Source organism: Gordonia sp. YC-XJ4, assembly GCF_059511865.1.
This window is the reverse complement of record NZ_CM183447.1, coordinates 5041991-5058446: the sequence shown is the minus strand read 5'-3', so window position 1 is coordinate 5058446 and position 16456 is coordinate 5041991. Positions and strand designations below refer to the sequence as shown.

18 protein-coding genes are annotated in these 16456 nt (G+C 67.2%); 11 read left to right on the top strand and 7 right to left on the bottom strand.

Annotated elements, in window-relative coordinates; translation table 11 throughout:
- Window positions 1–60 precede the first annotated feature (60 nt).
- On the bottom strand, window positions 61–819 hold the full coding sequence (locus AC5ZH6_RS22465) for a DUF6882 domain-containing protein (RefSeq protein WP_006369696.1): 759 nt from the start codon (window positions 817–819) through the stop codon (window positions 61–63).
- 121 nt (window positions 820–940) lie between these two features.
- On the opposite strand from AC5ZH6_RS22465, the gene AC5ZH6_RS22460 reads away from it, so the two are divergent.
- The 5 genes from AC5ZH6_RS22460 (at window position 941) to AC5ZH6_RS22440 (ending at window position 5240) form a co-directional block, all read left to right on the top strand.
- Complete coding sequence (locus AC5ZH6_RS22460) at window positions 941–1543, top strand: TetR/AcrR family transcriptional regulator (RefSeq protein WP_006369697.1); 603 nt, start codon at window positions 941–943, stop codon at window positions 1541–1543.
- Between the two features lie 44 nt (window positions 1544–1587).
- The gene (locus AC5ZH6_RS22455) at window positions 1588–1998 is read left to right on the top strand and encodes a hypothetical protein (protein ID WP_006369698.1); all 411 of its coding nucleotides are present in this window, start codon (window positions 1588–1590) and stop codon (window positions 1996–1998) included.
- Window positions 1999–2031: 33 nt separating this feature from the next.
- The gene (gene purB, locus AC5ZH6_RS22450) at window positions 2032–3459 is read left to right on the top strand and encodes an adenylosuccinate lyase (RefSeq protein ID WP_014361461.1); all 1428 of its coding nucleotides are present in this window, start codon (window positions 2032–2034) and stop codon (window positions 3457–3459) included.
- A gap of 41 nt (window positions 3460–3500) precedes the next feature.
- Window positions 3501–3938 (top strand): VOC family protein, encoded by a 438-nt coding sequence (locus AC5ZH6_RS22445; protein ID WP_288336494.1) that lies wholly within the window; start codon window positions 3501–3503, stop codon window positions 3936–3938.
- A 78-nt stretch (window positions 3939–4016) separates the two neighbouring features.
- Complete coding sequence (locus AC5ZH6_RS22440) at window positions 4017–5240, top strand: IS4 family transposase (protein ID WP_496167491.1); 1224 nt, start codon at window positions 4017–4019, stop codon at window positions 5238–5240.
- Window positions 5241–5442: 202 nt separating this feature from the next.
- On the opposite strand, the gene AC5ZH6_RS22435 is transcribed toward AC5ZH6_RS22440, so the two are convergent.
- Complete coding sequence (locus AC5ZH6_RS22435; RefSeq protein WP_288337674.1) at window positions 5443–5742, bottom strand: Rdx family protein; 300 nt, start codon at window positions 5740–5742, stop codon at window positions 5443–5445.
- A 115-nt stretch (window positions 5743–5857) separates the two neighbouring features.
- Here AC5ZH6_RS22435 and AC5ZH6_RS22430 point away from each other — a divergent pair, with 115 nt between their 5' ends.
- Window positions 5858–6745, top strand: a complete 888-nt coding sequence (locus AC5ZH6_RS22430) for a phosphoribosylaminoimidazolesuccinocarboxamide synthase (RefSeq protein ID WP_288337675.1) — start codon at window positions 5858–5860, stop codon at window positions 6743–6745.
- A 7-nt stretch (window positions 6746–6752) separates the two neighbouring features.
- Window positions 6753–8957 (top strand): S9 family peptidase, encoded by a 2205-nt coding sequence (locus AC5ZH6_RS22425; RefSeq protein ID WP_288337676.1) that lies wholly within the window; start codon window positions 6753–6755, stop codon window positions 8955–8957.
- Here the strand turns inward: AC5ZH6_RS22425 and AC5ZH6_RS22420 are convergent.
- The 3 genes from AC5ZH6_RS22420 to AC5ZH6_RS22410 all read right to left on the bottom strand — a co-directional run bounded on the left by AC5ZH6_RS22420 (window position 8947) and on the right by AC5ZH6_RS22410 (window position 11747).
- Window positions 8947–9543 (bottom strand): dihydrofolate reductase family protein, encoded by a 597-nt coding sequence (locus AC5ZH6_RS22420; protein ID WP_288337677.1) that lies wholly within the window; start codon window positions 9541–9543, stop codon window positions 8947–8949. The genes AC5ZH6_RS22425 and AC5ZH6_RS22420 overlap by 11 nt on opposite strands.
- Before the next feature lie 120 nt (window positions 9544–9663).
- Entirely contained in the window at window positions 9664–11247 is a 1584-nt protein-coding gene (locus AC5ZH6_RS22415) for a DHA2 family efflux MFS transporter permease subunit (protein WP_288337678.1), read from the bottom strand.
- Window positions 11244–11747, bottom strand: a complete 504-nt coding sequence (locus tag AC5ZH6_RS22410) for a MarR family winged helix-turn-helix transcriptional regulator (protein WP_288337679.1) — start codon at window positions 11745–11747, stop codon at window positions 11244–11246. The genes AC5ZH6_RS22415 and AC5ZH6_RS22410 overlap by 4 nt, the downstream gene beginning before the upstream one ends.
- Window positions 11748–11865: 118 nt before the next feature.
- On the opposite strand from AC5ZH6_RS22410, the gene AC5ZH6_RS22405 reads away from it, so the two are divergent.
- From AC5ZH6_RS22405 to AC5ZH6_RS22390, 4 genes are all read left to right on the top strand, one after another.
- A complete protein-coding gene (locus AC5ZH6_RS22405) occupies window positions 11866–12357 on the top strand; it encodes a glutathione peroxidase (RefSeq protein WP_288337680.1) in 492 nt (163 codons plus the stop codon).
- Between the two features lie 70 nt (window positions 12358–12427).
- Entirely contained in the window at window positions 12428–12667 is a 240-nt protein-coding gene (gene purS / locus AC5ZH6_RS22400) for a phosphoribosylformylglycinamidine synthase subunit PurS (protein WP_006369708.1), read from the top strand.
- Window positions 12668–12682: 15 nt separating this feature from the next.
- Window positions 12683–13366: a phosphoribosylformylglycinamidine synthase subunit PurQ gene (gene purQ, locus AC5ZH6_RS22395; protein ID WP_006369709.1), complete on the top strand. Its 684-nt coding sequence runs from the start codon at window positions 12683–12685 to the stop codon at window positions 13364–13366.
- A 19-nt stretch (window positions 13367–13385) separates the two neighbouring features.
- Window positions 13386–14663, top strand: a complete 1278-nt coding sequence (locus AC5ZH6_RS22390) for a M18 family aminopeptidase (RefSeq protein WP_288337681.1) — start codon at window positions 13386–13388, stop codon at window positions 14661–14663.
- A gap of 37 nt (window positions 14664–14700) precedes the next feature.
- Here the strand turns inward: AC5ZH6_RS22390 and AC5ZH6_RS22385 are convergent, their stop codons facing one another.
- Both AC5ZH6_RS22385 and AC5ZH6_RS22380 read right to left on the bottom strand, forming a co-directional pair.
- On the bottom strand, window positions 14701–15402 hold the full coding sequence (locus AC5ZH6_RS22385) for a S1 family peptidase (RefSeq protein ID WP_288337682.1): 702 nt from the start codon (window positions 15400–15402) through the stop codon (window positions 14701–14703).
- Between the two features lie 119 nt (window positions 15403–15521).
- Window positions 15522–16337: a lytic transglycosylase domain-containing protein gene (locus AC5ZH6_RS22380; protein WP_014361450.1), complete on the bottom strand. Its 816-nt coding sequence runs from the start codon at window positions 16335–16337 to the stop codon at window positions 15522–15524.
- Between the last annotated feature and the right edge of the window lie 119 nt (window positions 16338–16456).

Below are 16456 nucleotides of genomic sequence, written 5' to 3'. Positions count from 1 at the left end.
GGGGGTATTGGTCGGTGACGACGAATATACCCAGGGGGGTATCGAACCGCAAGGGGTGGGTCAGGCGGGCAGGGCGCGCTCCAGCGGGCGGCCGTTCACGTCGAAGGACAACGCCAGGCTCGATCTCTGGTCGGTGAGGACGCACTGCGAGATGTCGGAAGCCGCACCGGCCGGGGTCGCGATCTCGTTGGGGCGCTGCCACATCACGTGCCAACCGAGCCGGACCGCCAAGCCGTGCAGGGCCACGCGATGATCGCCGACGGCCACCTCGCCGAGAAGTGTGGGCAGCGTCGCGACGAGGTCGGAGAAGGTCGGTTCGGCAAGTGGCAGGCCGGTCACCTGGACGATCTCGAACCCGCCGTCGGCGTCGTCGATGCGCACGACCGGTCCCGCGCCGCTCAGTTGGGCGGCAACGGCACCGAGGGTCGCGGCGATCAGATCCGCGCGCTCCGAATCCGGGCCGCCGGTGCCGGGCACGCTCAGTTCCGGGGAGATCAGTGCGGCAACGCCGAGGCGTTCGCCCGCGCGGCGCAGCTCGGCCAGACGGAGATCGGTCGGCAGGTCGGGGGAGGTGCCGGCCCAGGCCCACCGGATCACCCAGCCCGACGCTCCGGCACGGCGTACCGAGGCCACCGGTGATCGGTGGGCGCAGATCCGCCGGCGCGGCTCGGTGGTTGCGGCGAAGACCACCGTGGTGCCCTCGACGGCAGATGTGTAGCTGCCGAGGTGCTGGGTGAGGTAGGTATCCAGCGCGACGCGGCGCAGTCCGGCATACCAGGCGCCGCAATTGGCGACAGCGCGCAAACCGTCGAGATCCATGCGGGTCACGCTAGTGCCGGAATCGGCACTGTTGCCCCATCTGTCAGGTGATCGAACGACCGGTCCTTCGCGGTGGCTGATCCGCCGAAAAAGGGGTGGTGACCCAGGTCACCCTGGCAGCATGGTCGCCATGACATCGGCCGCCACCCCGAAGGGAACGAGGCGGCGGACTCGACTCATCGAGGCCGCCGGTGCGCTCCTGCTCGAAGGGGGTTTCGACGCCGTCCGGCATCGTGCGGTCGCCGACCGGGCCAACCTGCCACTGGCCTCGACGACCTACTACTTCGCCTCGCTGGAAGACCTGATGGCCGAGGCCGCCATGTATGTCACCCGTAGTGCCGACGAGGCGATCGCGGCCCGAGGAGCGGCGTTGACCCGGCGTCGGCGCGGTGTCGGGGCGACCGCGGAAGCGCTGTCGGAGGTCTTCATCGGGGCGCAGACCCCCATCGAGGATCTCGCCGCACGCTACGAACTGATCGCGCTCGCGCCCCGGTATCCGCTACTGCGCGACGTCGTCGAGGAGCGCAGGCACCACGTCTCGGCGATGCACGCAGAGGTTCTCGAGAAATCCGGCCGTCGCTCCGACCCGCATCACGTCGGTTGGTTGATCGCGGTCGAGGACGGTGCCGTCGTGGGCACCCTGGGCTGTGCCGAGACCTCGCCGTTCGAAGCCGCACGCGCGGCGCTGAACGGTGTAGTCGACATCCTGGCACCGCAAATGTGAAGACCTGCAACCGAAATCAGGGGTCGGGGAGAGAAAGGTGAGTCATGGGGGAGCGTAAGGGTGCGATACGCCGGTGGGCTGCATCGCTGGTGGCGGGTACGGCGGTGGTCGCCGGGGTACTGGCGGGGACCGGGTCGGCGTCGGCGGCACCGACCGGGCCGGTCGACGCGGGTGTGCCGTTCTCCTCGGTGGTCTACGGCACCGGCTGCACGTACAACCTGACGGTGCCGGTCAACTCCGTGGGCATGGTCTCCTTCTACGAGCAGCGCCAGGGATTCGCCCCGATCTTCATCGGCAGAGCGCCCGCGTATCAACTGATCGCGACGGTCAACTGGACGCCGCGCCGACTCGGCGACCGGATGCTCTATGCGGTGCAGAACGGCGTCACGTCGCCGATCACCATCGCCCGGGTGCACCAGGGGTACGGCTCCGGGGGCCTGTGCTTCGCCCTGTAAAGACGCCGGCGGCCCGCAAACTACACTGTTGACGTGTCGAAACCTGTCATCAGCAACGTCCTCGCGAGCCGCTATGCGTCGACCGATCTGGTCGAGATCTGGTCGGCGACCAACAAGATCGCCGCCGAACGCGGACTCTGGATCGCGGTCCTGCGGGCCCAGCGCGACCTCGGGATCGACGTGCCCGACAACGCCATCGACGACTACGAACGGGTCGTCGACGACATCGACCTCGGGTCCATCGCCGAGCGTGAACGCATCACCCGCCACGACGTCAAGGCGCGGATCGAGGAGTTCAACGCGCTCGCCGGTCACGAGCAGATCCACAAGGGGATGACCAGCCGCGACCTCACCGAGAACGTCGAGCAGCTGCAGATCCTGCAGTCGCTGCGTCACGTCCACGCCCATGGTGTCGCCGTGCTCGCGCGGCTCGTCGAACGCGCCGCGCAGTATTCGTCGCTGGTGATGGCCGGACGCAGCCACAACGTGGCCGCGCAGGCGACGACGCTGGGCAAGCGATTCGCGTCGGCCGCCGACGAGTTGATGATCGCGCTGACCCGACTCACCGAACTCATCGACCGCTATCCGCTGCGCGGCATCAAGGGGCCGATGGGTACCAGCCAGGACATGCTCGACCTGCTCGGCGGGGACGCCGGCAAGCTCGCCGACCTCGAGTCGCGGGTCGCCGGGCATCTCGGGTTCTCCCGGTCGTTCACCTCGGTCGGGCAGATATACCCGCGCTCCCTCGATCACGACGTCGTCTCCGCACTCGTCCAGGTGGCCGCGGCACCGTCGTCGCTGGCCCACACGATCCGGCTGATGGCCGGACACGAGCTGGTCACCGAGGGTTTCCAGCCCGGCCAGGTCGGGTCGTCGGCGATGCCGCACAAGATGAACACCCGCTCCTGCGAGCGGGTCAACGGCCTGGCCGTGGTGCTGCGCGGCTACGCGTCGATGACCGCCGAGCTCGCCGGCGCGCAGTGGAACGAGGGCGACGTCTTCTGCTCGGTGGTGCGTCGCGTGGCGCTGCCCGACGCCTTCTTCGCCATCGACGGCCTGATGGAGACGTTCTTGACCGTGCTCGCCGAATTCGGCGCCTATCCGGCCGTGATCGCCAACGAACTCGACCGCTACCTGCCGTTCCTGGCCACCACCAAGGTGTTGATGGCGTCGGTACGCGCGGGCGTCGGGCGTGAGACCGCGCACGAGGCGATCAAGGAGAACGCCGTCGCCGTGGCACTGGCCATGCGCGAGGAGGGGCGCGAACCCGATCTGCTCGACCGGCTCGCCGCCGACGACCGCATCCCGCTCGACCGGGCACAGCTCGACGCATTGCTCGACGACAAGGAAGCCTTCGTCGGTGCGGCGGGCCGCCAGGTCGCCGACGTCATCGCCGCCGCCGAGAAGATCATCGCCGAGAACCCGCAGGCAGCGGCCTACACCCCGGCGCCGATTCTGTAACGAGGACACTGGCTGTCCGCGGTGTGGGGAACCATGTCGGCATGAGTATCGACTTCCAGGTGACCTTCGACTGTGCGGACCCGGCAGCGCTGTCCGCGTTCTGGGCCGAGGTCCTCGGCTATCGGCTCGCGCCCCCGCCGCCGGGCTTCGCCACGTGGGACGACGCGCTCTCGGCGATGGGCATCGCCGAGGATCAGCGCAACGACGCCTCGGCGCTGGTCGATCCGGCAGGCGCGGGGCCGCGCGTCTTCTTCCAGAAGGTGCCCGAGGGCAAGACCGTCAAGAACCGCGTCCACCTCTGTGTTCGGGCGGCCCCCGGCTTGTCGGGCGAGGAGCGGATGGCCGCGCTCGAGCGTCGATGTGCCGAACTGATCGACCTGGGCGCCCGGCGGCTCGCCCGGCACGAACCGGCGCCGCCGCTGGCGGGCGGGCACCTCGTGATGGCCGATCCGGAGGGCAACGAGTTTTGTCTCGACTGACTCGCCGGTCCGGGTGAGCAGCCCGTGGCTAGCCCCAATACCGTTCAGTTAAGGTTACATGGGTGTAGTTTGTAGGGTATGCTTCGTGCTGGGTGGGTGAAGCCTGAGTCGGATCGTCGGTTGTCGGATGTGGTGTCGGTGGGCGTGTTGACGCGGACGTTTCCGCCGGATGTGGTGGACGAGGTGATCGCAGCGGCGGGCCGGACCGAGGTGCGTCATCGGGCGTTGCCGGCGCGGGTGATGGCGTATTTCTCGATCGGGATGGCGTTGTATGCCGAGGGCTCGTATGAGGATGTGTTATCCCAGCTCACGGATGGTTTGTCGTGGGCGTCGGGGTGGGAGGAGTCCTATCGCGTTCCGGGGAAGTCGGCGATCTTTCAGGCGCGGTCTCGTCTGGGGTCGGCGCCGATGAAGGCGTTGTTTGAGCGGGTCGCAGTGCCGTTGGGGCGGGAATCGACGCCTGGGGTGTGGTTGGCGGGGCGGCGGCTGGTTGCTGTGGATGGGACGTGTCTTGATGTCGCCGACACGCCGGTCAACGATGAGTATTTCGGGCGGCCCGGGGTGAACAAGGGTGAGCGGGCGGCGTTCCCGATGGCGCGGGTGGTGGCGCTCGCCGAGTGCGGCACGCACGCCATTTTCGCCGCCGCGGTGGGCACCTACGCCCAGTCCGAGGCGGTGCTGATCGAGTCGTTGCTACCGCATCTGACACCGGGGATGCTGGTCACGGCTGATCGTGGAGTGTTCTCGTATGCGTTGTGGCGCAAAGCTATAGCGACCAACGCGGATCTGTTGTGGCGGGTGAAGACCTCAGGTACAGGGCCGTTACCACGACATGTGAAGGACTTTCCGGATGGCTCGTGGCTGGCCGAATTGCACCAGACACATTCGGCCGCGGCGCGGCGCGCTGAGCCGATGCTGGTGCGGGTGATCGACTACACCATCGATGACGGCCGGGAGAACGCCGACCACTATCGGTTGCTGACCACGATCCTGGACCCTGACGAAGTCGGTGCGGTCGAGTTGGCTGCGGCCTATACCGAGCGGTGGGAGATCGAGATTGCCTTCGATGAGCTGAAAACCCACCAGCGCGGGCCCCGTACCGTGCTGCGTTCGAAGTCTCCTGATCTTGTGCTGCAGGAGATTTGGGGGCATCTGTGTTGTCACTATGCGATCCGGTCGTTGATGGTCGAGGCCGCCGGTCACGCCGGCCACGACCCCGACAGGGTCAGTTTCGTTGCCGCACTGAGGATTACCCGCCAATCGGTCGCCCACCAGGGCGACTTTCCCCCCTCACGACCCTGACACCACCAGCCGCAGCTGGCTCACCTTCCTCACTCGCCTCACACGCAGACTCAACCCCGCACGTCGACGACGAGCCAACCCACGCGTCGTCAAACGCAAATACGTGAAATGGCACGTCAAACGCGCTCACCACGCCTCCTGGCCGCAACCGACACAGTCACCGATCTACACAACCGACCCGCTTAACTGAACGGTATTGTGGCTAGCCCGCGTCGGGATCGGCGGGCGTACGGTCGGCGTGCCCCAACGACCAGTCGGGCAGCACCGAATCACGGACGCGGCGTTTGAGTTCGGCGGCGTCGGGAAAACCGCCGTCGCGCTTGCGTTCCCAGATCCGCTCGCCGTCGGCCTCGATGACGAAGACACCGCCGGTGCCCGGGCGCAGGGTGACCGAGCCGAGGTCGGTGCCGAAGGTCGACAGCAGTTCCGCCGCCATCCAGTTGGCCCGCAACAACCAATTGCATTGCGTGCAGTAGGTGATGGTGATCTGCGGTGCGCCCATGACGACCCAGACTGCCAGATCACCCCGAGCCGGATCCCCCCCGAGCTGCGGGGCCACCCAGACTGCCGGCCACCCAGACTGCCCCTACCGACCTGCGCACACTATGGTCGAGGGCATGCGTCCGGCTCTCGACTCGTACACCTTTCTCGCCTCCGGCAAGGTCCGCGAGATCTATCAGATCGACGACGACACCCTGCTGATGGTGGCCAGCGATCGCATCTCGGCCTACGACCACATCCTGAGCCCGGCGATACCGGACAAGGGTGCCATCCTGACCGCCATGAGCTTCTACTGGTTCGATGCGCTCGGCGTGCCGAATCACCTGGCGGGCGGACCGACCGACGAGCGCATCCCCGACGGGTGTGTGGGCCGCTCGATGGTGGTGCGCAAGCTGCCGATGGTGCCGGTGGAATGTGTGGCCCGCGGCTACCTCACCGGCTCCGGGCTGATCGACTATCGAGCCACCGGCGCGGTGTGCGGGGTGGCATTGCCCGACGGCCTCGAGGAGGCCGACAAGCTGCCGGAACCGATCTTCACCCCGGCCACCAAGGCCGAACAGGGCGACCACGACGAGAACATCAGCTTCGAGGCCGTCGCCGCGCAGGTCGGGGCCGAGTTGGCCGACGATCTTCGCCGCACGACCCTCGACATCTACCGGCGCGGCGCCGAACTCGCCGCACAACGCGGAATCATCCTGGCCGACACCAAGTTCGAGTTCGGACGCGAGACCGACGGGTCACTGGTCCTCGCCGACGAGGTGCTCACGCCGGACTCCTCGCGCTACTGGGAGGCCGCCGGCTATACCCCGGGTCGGGTGCAGCCGAGCTTCGACAAGCAGATCGTCCGCAACTGGCTGACCTCACCGGAATCCGGCTGGGATCGCGCCTCCGATGCGACCCCACCCGCCCTTCCCGCCGACGTGGTGACACGCACCCGGCAACGATACATCGAGGCCTACGAATGGATTTCGCAGAAATCCTTCGCCGACTGGCCGCAAGGATAGGAGTCACGTGACCGACGCAGCAGCAGCCGACACCGACGCCGTGGGCAACACCGGCGAGGTGGCCGCCACCATCGCCGCGCCGGTGGCGAAGAAGGTTCCCCTCGAGCGAATCCATCACGGCGACACCGTCATCGACAACTACGAGTGGTTGCGCGACAAGGACGACCCCGAGGTGATCGCCTACCTCGAGGCGCAGAACGCCTACACCGAGGCCCACACCGCCGCGCTGGCGGATCTGCGGGCGACGATCTTCGACGAGATCCGCTCGCGCACCAAGGAAACCGACATGTCGGTGCCGTCGCGGCGCGGTGAGTACTGGTACTACGCGCGCACCCTTGAGGGCAAACAGTATGCGATGCAATGCCGTTGCCCCATCGTCGATCCCGACGACTGGACACCGCCGACGGTGTCCGAGGATGCGCCGCTGCCGGGTGAGGAGGTGCTCTTCGACGCCAACGACGAGGCCGAGGGTCACGACTTCTTCAGCGTCGGTGCGCTGACGGTCAGTCACGACGGCAACTGGTTGGCCTACAGCACCGACGTGGTCGGCGACGAGCGGTACACGTTGCGATTCAAGGACCTTCGGACCGGGGAGCTGTTGCCCGACGTCATCGCCGACACCGCGGGCGGGGCCGTGTGGTCGACCGACACCAAACACGTCTTCTACCAGACCGTCGACGCCGCGTGGCGTCCGGACACGGTGTGGCGCCACGACATCGGCGCCGGCACCCCTGACGTCAAGGTCTTCCACGAGCCCGACGAACGCTACTGGGTCGGCATGGGATCGACCCGCAGTGACAAGTACCTGGTGATCGCCGTCGGCTCCAAGATCACCTCCGAGTGTTTCGTCCTGTCCGCCGACGACCCCACCGGCGAATTCCGCAGCGTCGCACCCCGGGTCGACGGCGTGGAATACAACGTCGAACACGCCGAGATCGCCGGCACCGACTATTTCCTGATCGTGCACAACGATGTTCGTGACGGTGAGAAGGCCGAGGACTTCGCCGTCGACATCGCCCCCGTCGACGATCCGGCCGCCCGAACCGAGTTCATCGGGCATCGGCGCGGCTTCCGGATCGAGGACGTCGATGCGTTCCGCGACTATCTCGTGCTCAGCTACCGCGCCGACGCCCTGCCGCGGGTGGCCATCGCCGATCTCCGGCGGATCGACGGCATCCCGGTCGCCGAGGACTTCATCGAGGTCGCCGTCGCGCAGGAGCTGTTCTCCCTCGGCCTCGGCGGCAACCGCGAATGGGCCACGCCACGACTGCGATTCGGGTACGGCAGCTTCATCGAACCGTCGGAACTCTTCGAGCTCGACGTGACCACCGGCGAGCGCATCCTGCTCAAGCGTCAGCCCGTCCTCGGCGACTTCCGCCCCGAGGACTACGTGCAGTCGCGCGAATGGGCCACCGCCGCCGACGGTACCGAGATCCCGTTGTCGATCGTGCGCCACAAGTCGGTGGCGGCACCCGGCGACGAGGGTGCGGCGCCGGCCCCGTTGCTGCTCTACGGATACGGCTCCTACGAGGCGAGTTTCGACCCGTCGTTCTCGGTGTCACGACTGTCGATGCTCGATCGCGGTGTGGTCTTCGTCCTCGCCCATGTGCGCGGCGGCGGCGAGATGGGCCGGCACTGGTACGAGACCGGCAAGACGCTCACCAAGAAGAACACCTTCACCGACTTCGTGGACTCGGGTCGCCATCTCGTCGAACGCGGTTGGACGACGTCGGAACAGATGGTCGCCGAGGGCGGTTCGGCCGGTGGACTGCTCATGGGTGCGGTGGCCAATCTGGCCCCGGAGCTCTTCCACGGGATCCTCGCCTCGGTGCCGTTCGTCGATGCCCTCAACTCGATCCTCGACCCGTCGCTGCCGTTGACGGTCATCGAATGGGACGAATGGGGCGACCCGCTGCACGATCCGACGGTCTACGAGTACATGAAGTCGTACTCGCCGTACGAGAACGTCGAGGCGCTCCCGTACCCCGCGATCCTCGCCCAGACCTCGCTCAACGACACCCGCGTGCTGTTCACCGAGGCGGCGAAATGGGTTGCCCGCCTGCAGGAGTTGAGTACCTCGGACAATCCGATCCTGCTGAAGACCGAGATGTCGGCGGGCCACGGCGGTGTCTCCGGACGCTACAAGCAGTGGGAAGAGGTCGCCTTCGAGATCGCATGGATTCTCCAGCAGACCGGAGCCGTCACGCCGTAGTCTTCGGCACCAGGGTCTGCGCGACGATCCCACCGTCGAAGACGGCGGTGTCGATGAGATCGAGGTCGAGTGGTTGCGTGAGGTCGCTGAACAGCGGCTGCCCGCGACCCAATGCGATCGGTGCGATCACCAGCCGGTATTCGTCGACGAGTCCGAGCGAGACGAGGCTGCGGGCGAAGCGCACCCCACCGTTGACGAGGACGACGCCTGCGGTGTGTTCCTTCAGACGTTCGACGTCGGTGATGAGGTCGCCGCCGGCGAGGTAGGGCGATTCCCACGTGCCCGCTCCCGCGAACGGAAAACCGCCCGGTGGCGGTGCCGCTTCTGCCGACAGGGAGTGCGACGCGACGACCTTCGGGGTGTCGTTCATCGCCGCGGCCATCGGCCCCTGCGCCGACGACCAGAAGGCGGCGACCCCGTCGTGGAATCCCCGCCCGATCAGGTGTACGTCGGCCTCCTGCAGGGTGCGCAGCACCCAGGCGGTCGAGTCGTCGCTGCGTGCGGCCATGGCCCAGTCCATCTCACCGTCGGGGCCGGCGATGAAACCGTCCAACGACATCGACATCTTCAGTACCAGTGTGCTCATGCGGGGACAGACCGGCGCGGCGTTCAGAACTCATCGCTGCAGCGGCCCGGGCCGCCGAATGCACGAGGCCCGCACCCGAGATGATCGGGTGCGGGCCTGGTGCGTTGGTGCCGTGGACGCTCAGTGCAGCAGCGTCGGCGTGCGATCCATGTCCTCTTCGACGAGCGGGGAGGCGATCTTCTTACGGGGCAGGAAGATCGCGGGGATCACGGTCACCGCGACCAATACCGTCGCCACGATGAACGTGGTACCGAAGGCTTCGGCCGCCCAGGAGAACCACTGATCCGGCGGGTTCGCCGGAAGCGCGGCGGGGGTGTTGGCGCTCGCCTGCACGGCCTGCGCGTACTTCTCCGGTGCGGCATTGGAGCTGATCGCGAGCAGCGACTCGGGATGCGACTTGAACATGTTGGCCAGGACCACCGAGATCACCGCGGTACCGATCGACGACGCGGTCTGCTGCACCACGTTCATCAGCGTCGAACCGTCGGGAACCTGCTTGTTGTTCAGGGTGGCCAGCGCCGCGGACATGATCGGCATCATCGTCATACCCATGCCCAGACCCTGGACGAACAACGCCAGGCACACCGCCCAGTAGGGGGTGTCGGCGCCGAGGAAGACGAAATAGCCCATGCCGCAGAAGATCAGCACGATACCGCCGAGGACGAACTTGCCCGGACCCATCTTGTCGGTCAGGCGCCCGGCGATGGGCATGGTGAGCATCGCGCCGAGACCCTGCGGGGCGAGCAGCAGGCCGGCCATCAAGGTGGACTCGCCGCGAACACCGATGAAGTACTGCGGATAGAGCAGTGCCGCACCGAAGAACGCGATCATGAAGGTGGTCATCGTGACCACCGCGATGGCCAGCGTCTTGTTCTTGAACAGGCGCAGATCCAGCAGCGGATTCTTCGCGCGCAGCGCGTGGAAGATGAATGCGATGATCAGCACGGCGCCGATGATCGTGGTGACGAGCACCTTCGTGTCCATGAAGGTGCCGGCGTCGGTGGACGAGGAGATGCCGTAGAGGAACAACGCCAGACCCGGTGAGAGCATCAACAATCCGACGAAATCGATTGTCGGGCGCTGTTTCTCCTCGTCGTCGCGCAGCACGAGCCAGGCGTAGACGAGGGCGACCAGGCCGATCGGGACGTTGATCAGGAACACCCAGTGCCAGCTGGCCTTCTCGATGAGCAGACCGCCGAGGATGGGTCCGGCGATGGGGCCCAACAGCATCGGGATACCGAGGACGGCCATCACCGAGCCGACGCGTTCGGGGCCGGCGGCCTTGGTGAGGATCATCATGCCGATCGGCATCAGCAGGCCACCGCCGAGTCCCTGGACGACGCGGAAGGCCACCAGCGAACCGATGTTCCAGGCGACCGCACACAGTGCGGAACCGATGAGGAACAGCACCAGCGAGGTCATGTAGACCTTCTTGGTGCCGAATCGTGCCGCGGCCCAGCTCGAGAGCGGGATGACCGCGGCCAGCGCCAGCGTGTAGCCGGTCATCGTCCACGCGGCGCCCGCGGCGTTGGTGTTGAAGGTCTCCTGGAAGGTGTTCTGCGCCACCGACACCACGGTCACGTCGAGGATCGACATGATGGCGCCGAGCACGACGACGCCGGCAACGGTCAGCACGTGCCGGTCGAGTTTGGTGTCCGGTGGGCCGGCGTGGGCCGTCCCGCCGGCGGAGGTGGAACTCGTCATGAGTGCACTTTCTGGTCGTGGGTCCGATGGGTGTCGAGAGTGGGGTGGGTCAGGTCGAAGTAATCGGTGTCGGCGTCGACGATGGGTCGCAGCGCATCGGTCAACGCGTCACGGTGTTCGGCGGGCAGGCCGGCGACGAAGTCGCTGATGATCTCCTGGCGCACGCTGAGCTGTTCGTCGACGAGGTGCCGGCCGACCGCGGTGAGGCTGACGCGTTTGACGCGCCGGTCGGCGGGGTCCTCGCGGCGATCGACGAATCCGAGCCGCACGAGGCGGTCGACGGTCCTGCCGGTCGCGGCCAGCGACAAGCCGATGGCCTCGGCGATCTCGTGGACGGACATCGGCACCTGGGCCTCACCGGCGACGAACAACACCCGGATCTGGGAGAAGGTGAGGTCGGTGGTGGCGAGGTCGTCGACGGCGGCGGCCTTGCTCAGGCAGGTCAGTCGATCCAGGAACTCGTGCAGTGCGCGGCACGCGGAATCGATCGAAGTGGACACCCGAAAATGCTAACGGGGACGCAACTATCGCGCGAACACAATTATCGGTGATATGTGTCATAGCGCAGAAAAGTCGGTGATCTGCACCACCGCGCCAGGGCGATTAGGGTCGGGAGCCATGAGCAATGTCAAGGACATCCCCGTGGCCGCACTCGACGGATCGGCGCTGTCGCTGTCCGTTTTCACCGGACCGTTGCTGGTCGTCAACGTCGCCAGCAAATGCGGCCTCACGCCCCAGTACACAGGCCTGGAAGAACTGGCCCGGACCTACGGTGAGCGCGGACTGACCGTCGTGGGTGTGCCGTGCAACCAGTTCATGGGCCAGGAACCGGGCAGCGCGGAGGAGATCGCGACCTTCTGTTCCACCAATTACGGTGTCACGTTCCCGCTGCTGGAGAAGACCGACGTCAACGGTGATGGGCGGCATCCCCTCTACGCCGAGCTGACGAAACTCGCCGACGCCGACGGCGAGGCCGGTGACATCCAGTGGAACTTCGAGAAGTTCCTCGTCGGCGCCGACGGCGAGCCCGTCGCCCGCTTCCGCCCGCGCACCGAGCCGACCGCACCCGAGGTCGTCGCGGCGATCGAGGCGGCGCTGCCGGTAAGGTAACCGGTGTTCAGCCAACCTCCTCCGGTCGTCGTCCGACGGCCAGGAGATATTCGATAGGGAGCTATTGCCGATGGCACGAGTGGTGGTCGACGTGATGCCCAAGGCCGAGATCCTCGATCCCCAGGGTCAGGCGATCGTCGGGGCACTGGGCCGTCTGGGATTCTCCGGCATCGCCGATGTCCGCCAGGGCAAGCGTTTCGAACTCGAGGTCGACGACTCCGTCGACGACGTCACGTTGGAGCGCATCGCCGAGGAGTTGTTGACCAACACGGTGATCGAGAACTTCAACGTCTCTCGGATTGCCGAGTAGGCGGCGGAGACGACTGTGAGCAACGCACGCATCGGGGTCATCACCTTTCCCGGCACCCTCGACGACGTCGACGCCGCCCGCGCGGTCCGTCTCGCCGGGGCCGAGGCCGTCGAGTTGTGGCACGGCGACGCCGATCTCCAGGGCGTCGACGCCATCGTCGTGCCCGGCGGGTTCTCCTACGGCGACTACCTGCGCGCCGGGGCGATCGCCAAGTTCGCCCCCGTCATGGGTTCGGTCATCGAGGCCGCCGGCAAGGGTATGCCGGTTTTGGGAATCTGCAACGGTTTTCAGGTCCTGTGCGAGGCCGGACTGCTGCCCGGCGCGCTGACCCGCAACGAGGGACTGCACTTCATCTGCCGCGATCAGTGGCTGCGTGTCGAGTCGACCACGACCGCCTGGACCACCCGGTTCGAGCGTGGCGCGGAGATCCTCATCCCCCTCAAGTCGGGGGAGGGCCGTTACGTCGCCCCGCAACGCAAACTCGAGGAACTCGAGGGCGAGGGGCTGATCGTGTTCACCTATGCCGGTGGCAATCCCAACGGTTCGGCCCTCGACATCGCCGGCATCAGCAGCCCTGACGGCCGGATCGTCGGACTGATGCCGCACCCCGAACACGCCACCGAGGCCCTGACCGGTCCGAGTGACGACGGCCTCGGCCTGTTCTACTCGGCGATCGACGCCGTCCTGGCCAACGCGTGACGATGCGGCGGGTCACGGCATGAGTGCTCCTCGTCTGACCACCACGGCCACCGCGAGGGGGCTCGGTGCCTTCATCGACGCCTCGCCCTCTCCGTTCCACGTCTGTGCGACGGTGGCGGCGGAATTGGAGGAGGCCGGTTTCCGGCGCCTGTTCGAGGAGCGCGAGTGGTCACTGGACGCGCGTCGCTTCTACGTCATCCGCGGCGGTTCGATCATCGCGTGGGATCTCGGTGACGGCAATGCCTTTCGGATCGTCGGTGGCCACACCGACAGTCCCAACCTGCGTCTCAAGCAACGCCCGGATCGCGTCAGTGCCGGTATCCGCACGATCGCGCTCGAACCCTACGGTGGCGCCTGGCTGAACTCCTGGCTCGACCGCGATCTCGGGTTGTCCGGCCGACTCGCCTATCGCTCCGGCAACGCCGTCGAGCACGTGCTGGTGCATGTGACCGAGCCGGTGGTCCGGGTGCCGCAGTTGGCGATTCACCTCTCCGCCGACCGCAAGGGCGTCACCCTGGACCCGCAACGACACCTCGACGGGGTGTGGGGGATCGGTGCCGACGTGCCCGACGTGCTGGACTGGGTGGCCGAATATGCCGGTATCGCACCGGATTCGGTGCTCGGCTGGGAGTTGATGACCCACGACGTGGCACCGTCGCGGCTGATCGGAACCGACGAAAGCCTGCTCAGCGCACCGCGTCTGGACAATCAGGGCACCTGTTACGCCGGGCTGCGGGCGTTGCTCGACGGCTCGCCCGCCATCGCGACCCGAGTACTCGCGCTGTTCGACCACGAGGAGGTCGGCAGCGGCTCCGAGCGCGGCGCGGCGTCGGACTTCCTGTCCACCGTCCTCGAACGAATCGTGTTGTCCCGCGGGGGAAGCCGGGCCGACTACCTGCAGGCGATGGCGTCGAGCATCTGTGTGTCGGGCGACATGGCCCACGCCACCCACCCGAACTATCCCGAGCGGCACGAGCCCACCCACCAGATCGCCATCGACGGCGGTCCGGTGCTCAAGGTGAACCAGAACCTGCGTTACGCCTCGGACGCCATCGGGGAGGCGGTTTTCGCGCTGGCCTGCGACACCGCGGGGGTCCCGATGCAGCGCTACATCCACCGCGCCGATCTGCCCTGCGGCTCGACGATCGGGCCGATCACCGCCGCGCGTACCGGTCTGATGACCATCGACGTGGGCGCACCCCAACTCGCGATGCACAGTGCCCGCGAGCTGATGGGTGCCGCCGATGTACCGATGTATTCCGCTGCGCTACAAGCTTTCCTGAGTACCGAAGCCTGAGCGCAGAGGCCTGATGACAGTGGCCTGAGCCGGTCGGTCAGACCGGCCGGAATCCCGCGCCGACGCCGCCCTGGGCGTTGAGGTCGGCGAGGATCGCGGTCATCTTGGTGGCGACGAGCGGGCTGTAGATCGGGATCGCCGGATTCACGCACCCGATCGCACCCTTGACGGGGGTGCCGGGGATGCCGAGGATGAGGCCGCCGTTGAGCATGCCGACGACACGATCACCCATCACGATCGGGCCGCCGGAGTCGCCGTGGTTGGCGCAGACATAACTGAGGCTGTCGGTGCTGCTGGTCTGCAGGACCGGCCCACAGCTGAAGCCGGTGGTGCGTCCGGCCTTACAGACGTTGGCGCCGGCCGGCGGGAACGCCCCGACGCTGCGGATGGTCGCGCCGCCCGCGGTGCGTACGGCGCTCACCCGATTCGGGTCGAGGGTGATGACCGCGTAGTCACCCGGTTCGCTCTTGCGCGCGAAACGACCGACCACACCCGCGGCGGGGTTGTCCTCGAGGGAGACCTTCGATCCGACATGGCCGCAGTGCCCGGCGGTCAGGCCGATGAGTCGTCCGGCGCGATCGTGCCCGACCGTGGTCATCGTGCAGCCGAATCGGCCGTCGATCACGATGGCACTGCCGCCGCCGACGGTGGCTCGCGGTGCTGCCTGCGCCGCATAGGCGGGCGCGAGTGCGAGCAGGAGTCCGACGAGGACGGTCAGGATGCGCAGGGTACGACGCAAGGTGCTCTCCGATCGTGGTGACAAAGGTCCGGGAGAGTTCGCGATAGCGAATCCGCCCTCGGTGCTCCGCCACCCTATCCGGCGCGGATGCCCGGTCAAACAACCTCGGTGGAAGCGCCTCAGTAGCTGCGGGCGAAGCCGAGCACGTTGTCGACGTAGGTCATCGAGTTGTTGTAGCGCAGCACCGCGGCCGTCTGTCCGGCGATGTCGCGCAGATTCAGCCCGCCGTCGCACAGGTAGCGCGCGGTGGTCAGCGCGGCGTCGTAGATGTTCTGCGGGTCGGCGATGCCGTCGCCGTTGCCGTCGGCGGCATATTTCTTCCACGTCTGCGGGATGAACTGCATCGGTCCGACCGCCCGGTCGTGGACCGGGTCGCCGTCAATGGCACCACCGTCGGTGTCGGTGATGACCTGGTTGCCGGCCAGTGAGCCGTCGAGGGTGGGCCCGTAGATCGGGGTCTTCAGGCGGCCGGACGGGTCGACGTCGCCGTTGTCGGCGTGGTGGGATTCGACCTTGCCGATTCCGGCGATGAGCTTCCAGTCGATCCCGCAGACCGGTTCGGTGCGTGCGATGGTGTCGGCGGCCTGCTTGTAGGCGCGGTAGTTGGTGGCCGGGACCTGGCCGTCGGTCACGCTCGCCGGCATGGGCGGCGGCGGGGTCGCGCGCACGGGGGCCACTGTCAGGTCGTGAGCCGGACGGGTCGGCAGCGACGTCGGGGTGTTCGAGCGGGCCGGTGCCGGATGGCCGGCCGTGGCCGGTTCGGGTGCGGCCGCGGTGGTCGGCGACGCGGCAGGAGCCGCGGTGACCTGTGCGTCGTCGGTGGCCGCAGCAGCGGCCGCGGCGCAGACGCCGACCATCGGGATCAGCGCGGTGGCCAGCATCGGCTTACGGGAACGCGGCAGCAACGGTGAGCGCGTTTTGGAGTGCTTCCCCAACTTTCGGACCTCACTACAGACTCGGGTACATCGTTTACCCACTGCCGCGGTGCTCGTCGATTGCGGTGTTCGTCGACTTCACGGGGCAGTGGGCCGCGGACGAGGCTACCGACTTCCGT

Excerpts from the sequence above, each read along its gene's own strand:
- AC5ZH6_RS22465 (WP_006369696.1), bottom strand. The coding sequence starts at position 819 with ATGGATCTCGACGGTTTGCGCGCTGTCGCCAATTGCGGCGCCTGGTAT.
- AC5ZH6_RS22460 (WP_006369697.1), top strand. The coding sequence starts at position 941 with ATGGTCGCCATGACATCGGCCGCCACCCCGAAGGGAACGAGGCGGCGG.
- AC5ZH6_RS22455 (WP_006369698.1), top strand. The coding sequence starts at position 1,588 with ATGGGGGAGCGTAAGGGTGCGATACGCCGGTGGGCTGCATCGCTGGTG.
- AC5ZH6_RS22445 (WP_288336494.1), top strand. The coding sequence starts at position 3,501 with ATGAGTATCGACTTCCAGGTGACCTTCGACTGTGCGGACCCGGCAGCG.
- AC5ZH6_RS22440 (WP_496167491.1), top strand. The coding sequence starts at position 4,017 with ATGCTTCGTGCTGGGTGGGTGAAGCCTGAGTCGGATCGTCGGTTGTCG.
- AC5ZH6_RS22435 (WP_288337674.1), bottom strand. The coding sequence starts at position 5,742 with ATGGGCGCACCGCAGATCACCATCACCTACTGCACGCAATGCAATTGG.
- AC5ZH6_RS22430 (WP_288337675.1), top strand. The coding sequence starts at position 5,858 with ATGCGTCCGGCTCTCGACTCGTACACCTTTCTCGCCTCCGGCAAGGTC.
- AC5ZH6_RS22420 (WP_288337677.1), bottom strand. The coding sequence starts at position 9,543 with ATGAGCACACTGGTACTGAAGATGTCGATGTCGTTGGACGGTTTCATC.
- AC5ZH6_RS22415 (WP_288337678.1), bottom strand. The coding sequence starts at position 11,247 with ATGACGAGTTCCACCTCCGCCGGCGGGACGGCCCACGCCGGCCCACCG.
- AC5ZH6_RS22405 (WP_288337680.1), top strand. The coding sequence starts at position 11,866 with ATGAGCAATGTCAAGGACATCCCCGTGGCCGCACTCGACGGATCGGCG.
- purS (WP_006369708.1), top strand. The coding sequence starts at position 12,428 with ATGGCACGAGTGGTGGTCGACGTGATGCCCAAGGCCGAGATCCTCGAT.
- AC5ZH6_RS22390 (WP_288337681.1), top strand. The coding sequence starts at position 13,386 with ATGAGTGCTCCTCGTCTGACCACCACGGCCACCGCGAGGGGGCTCGGT.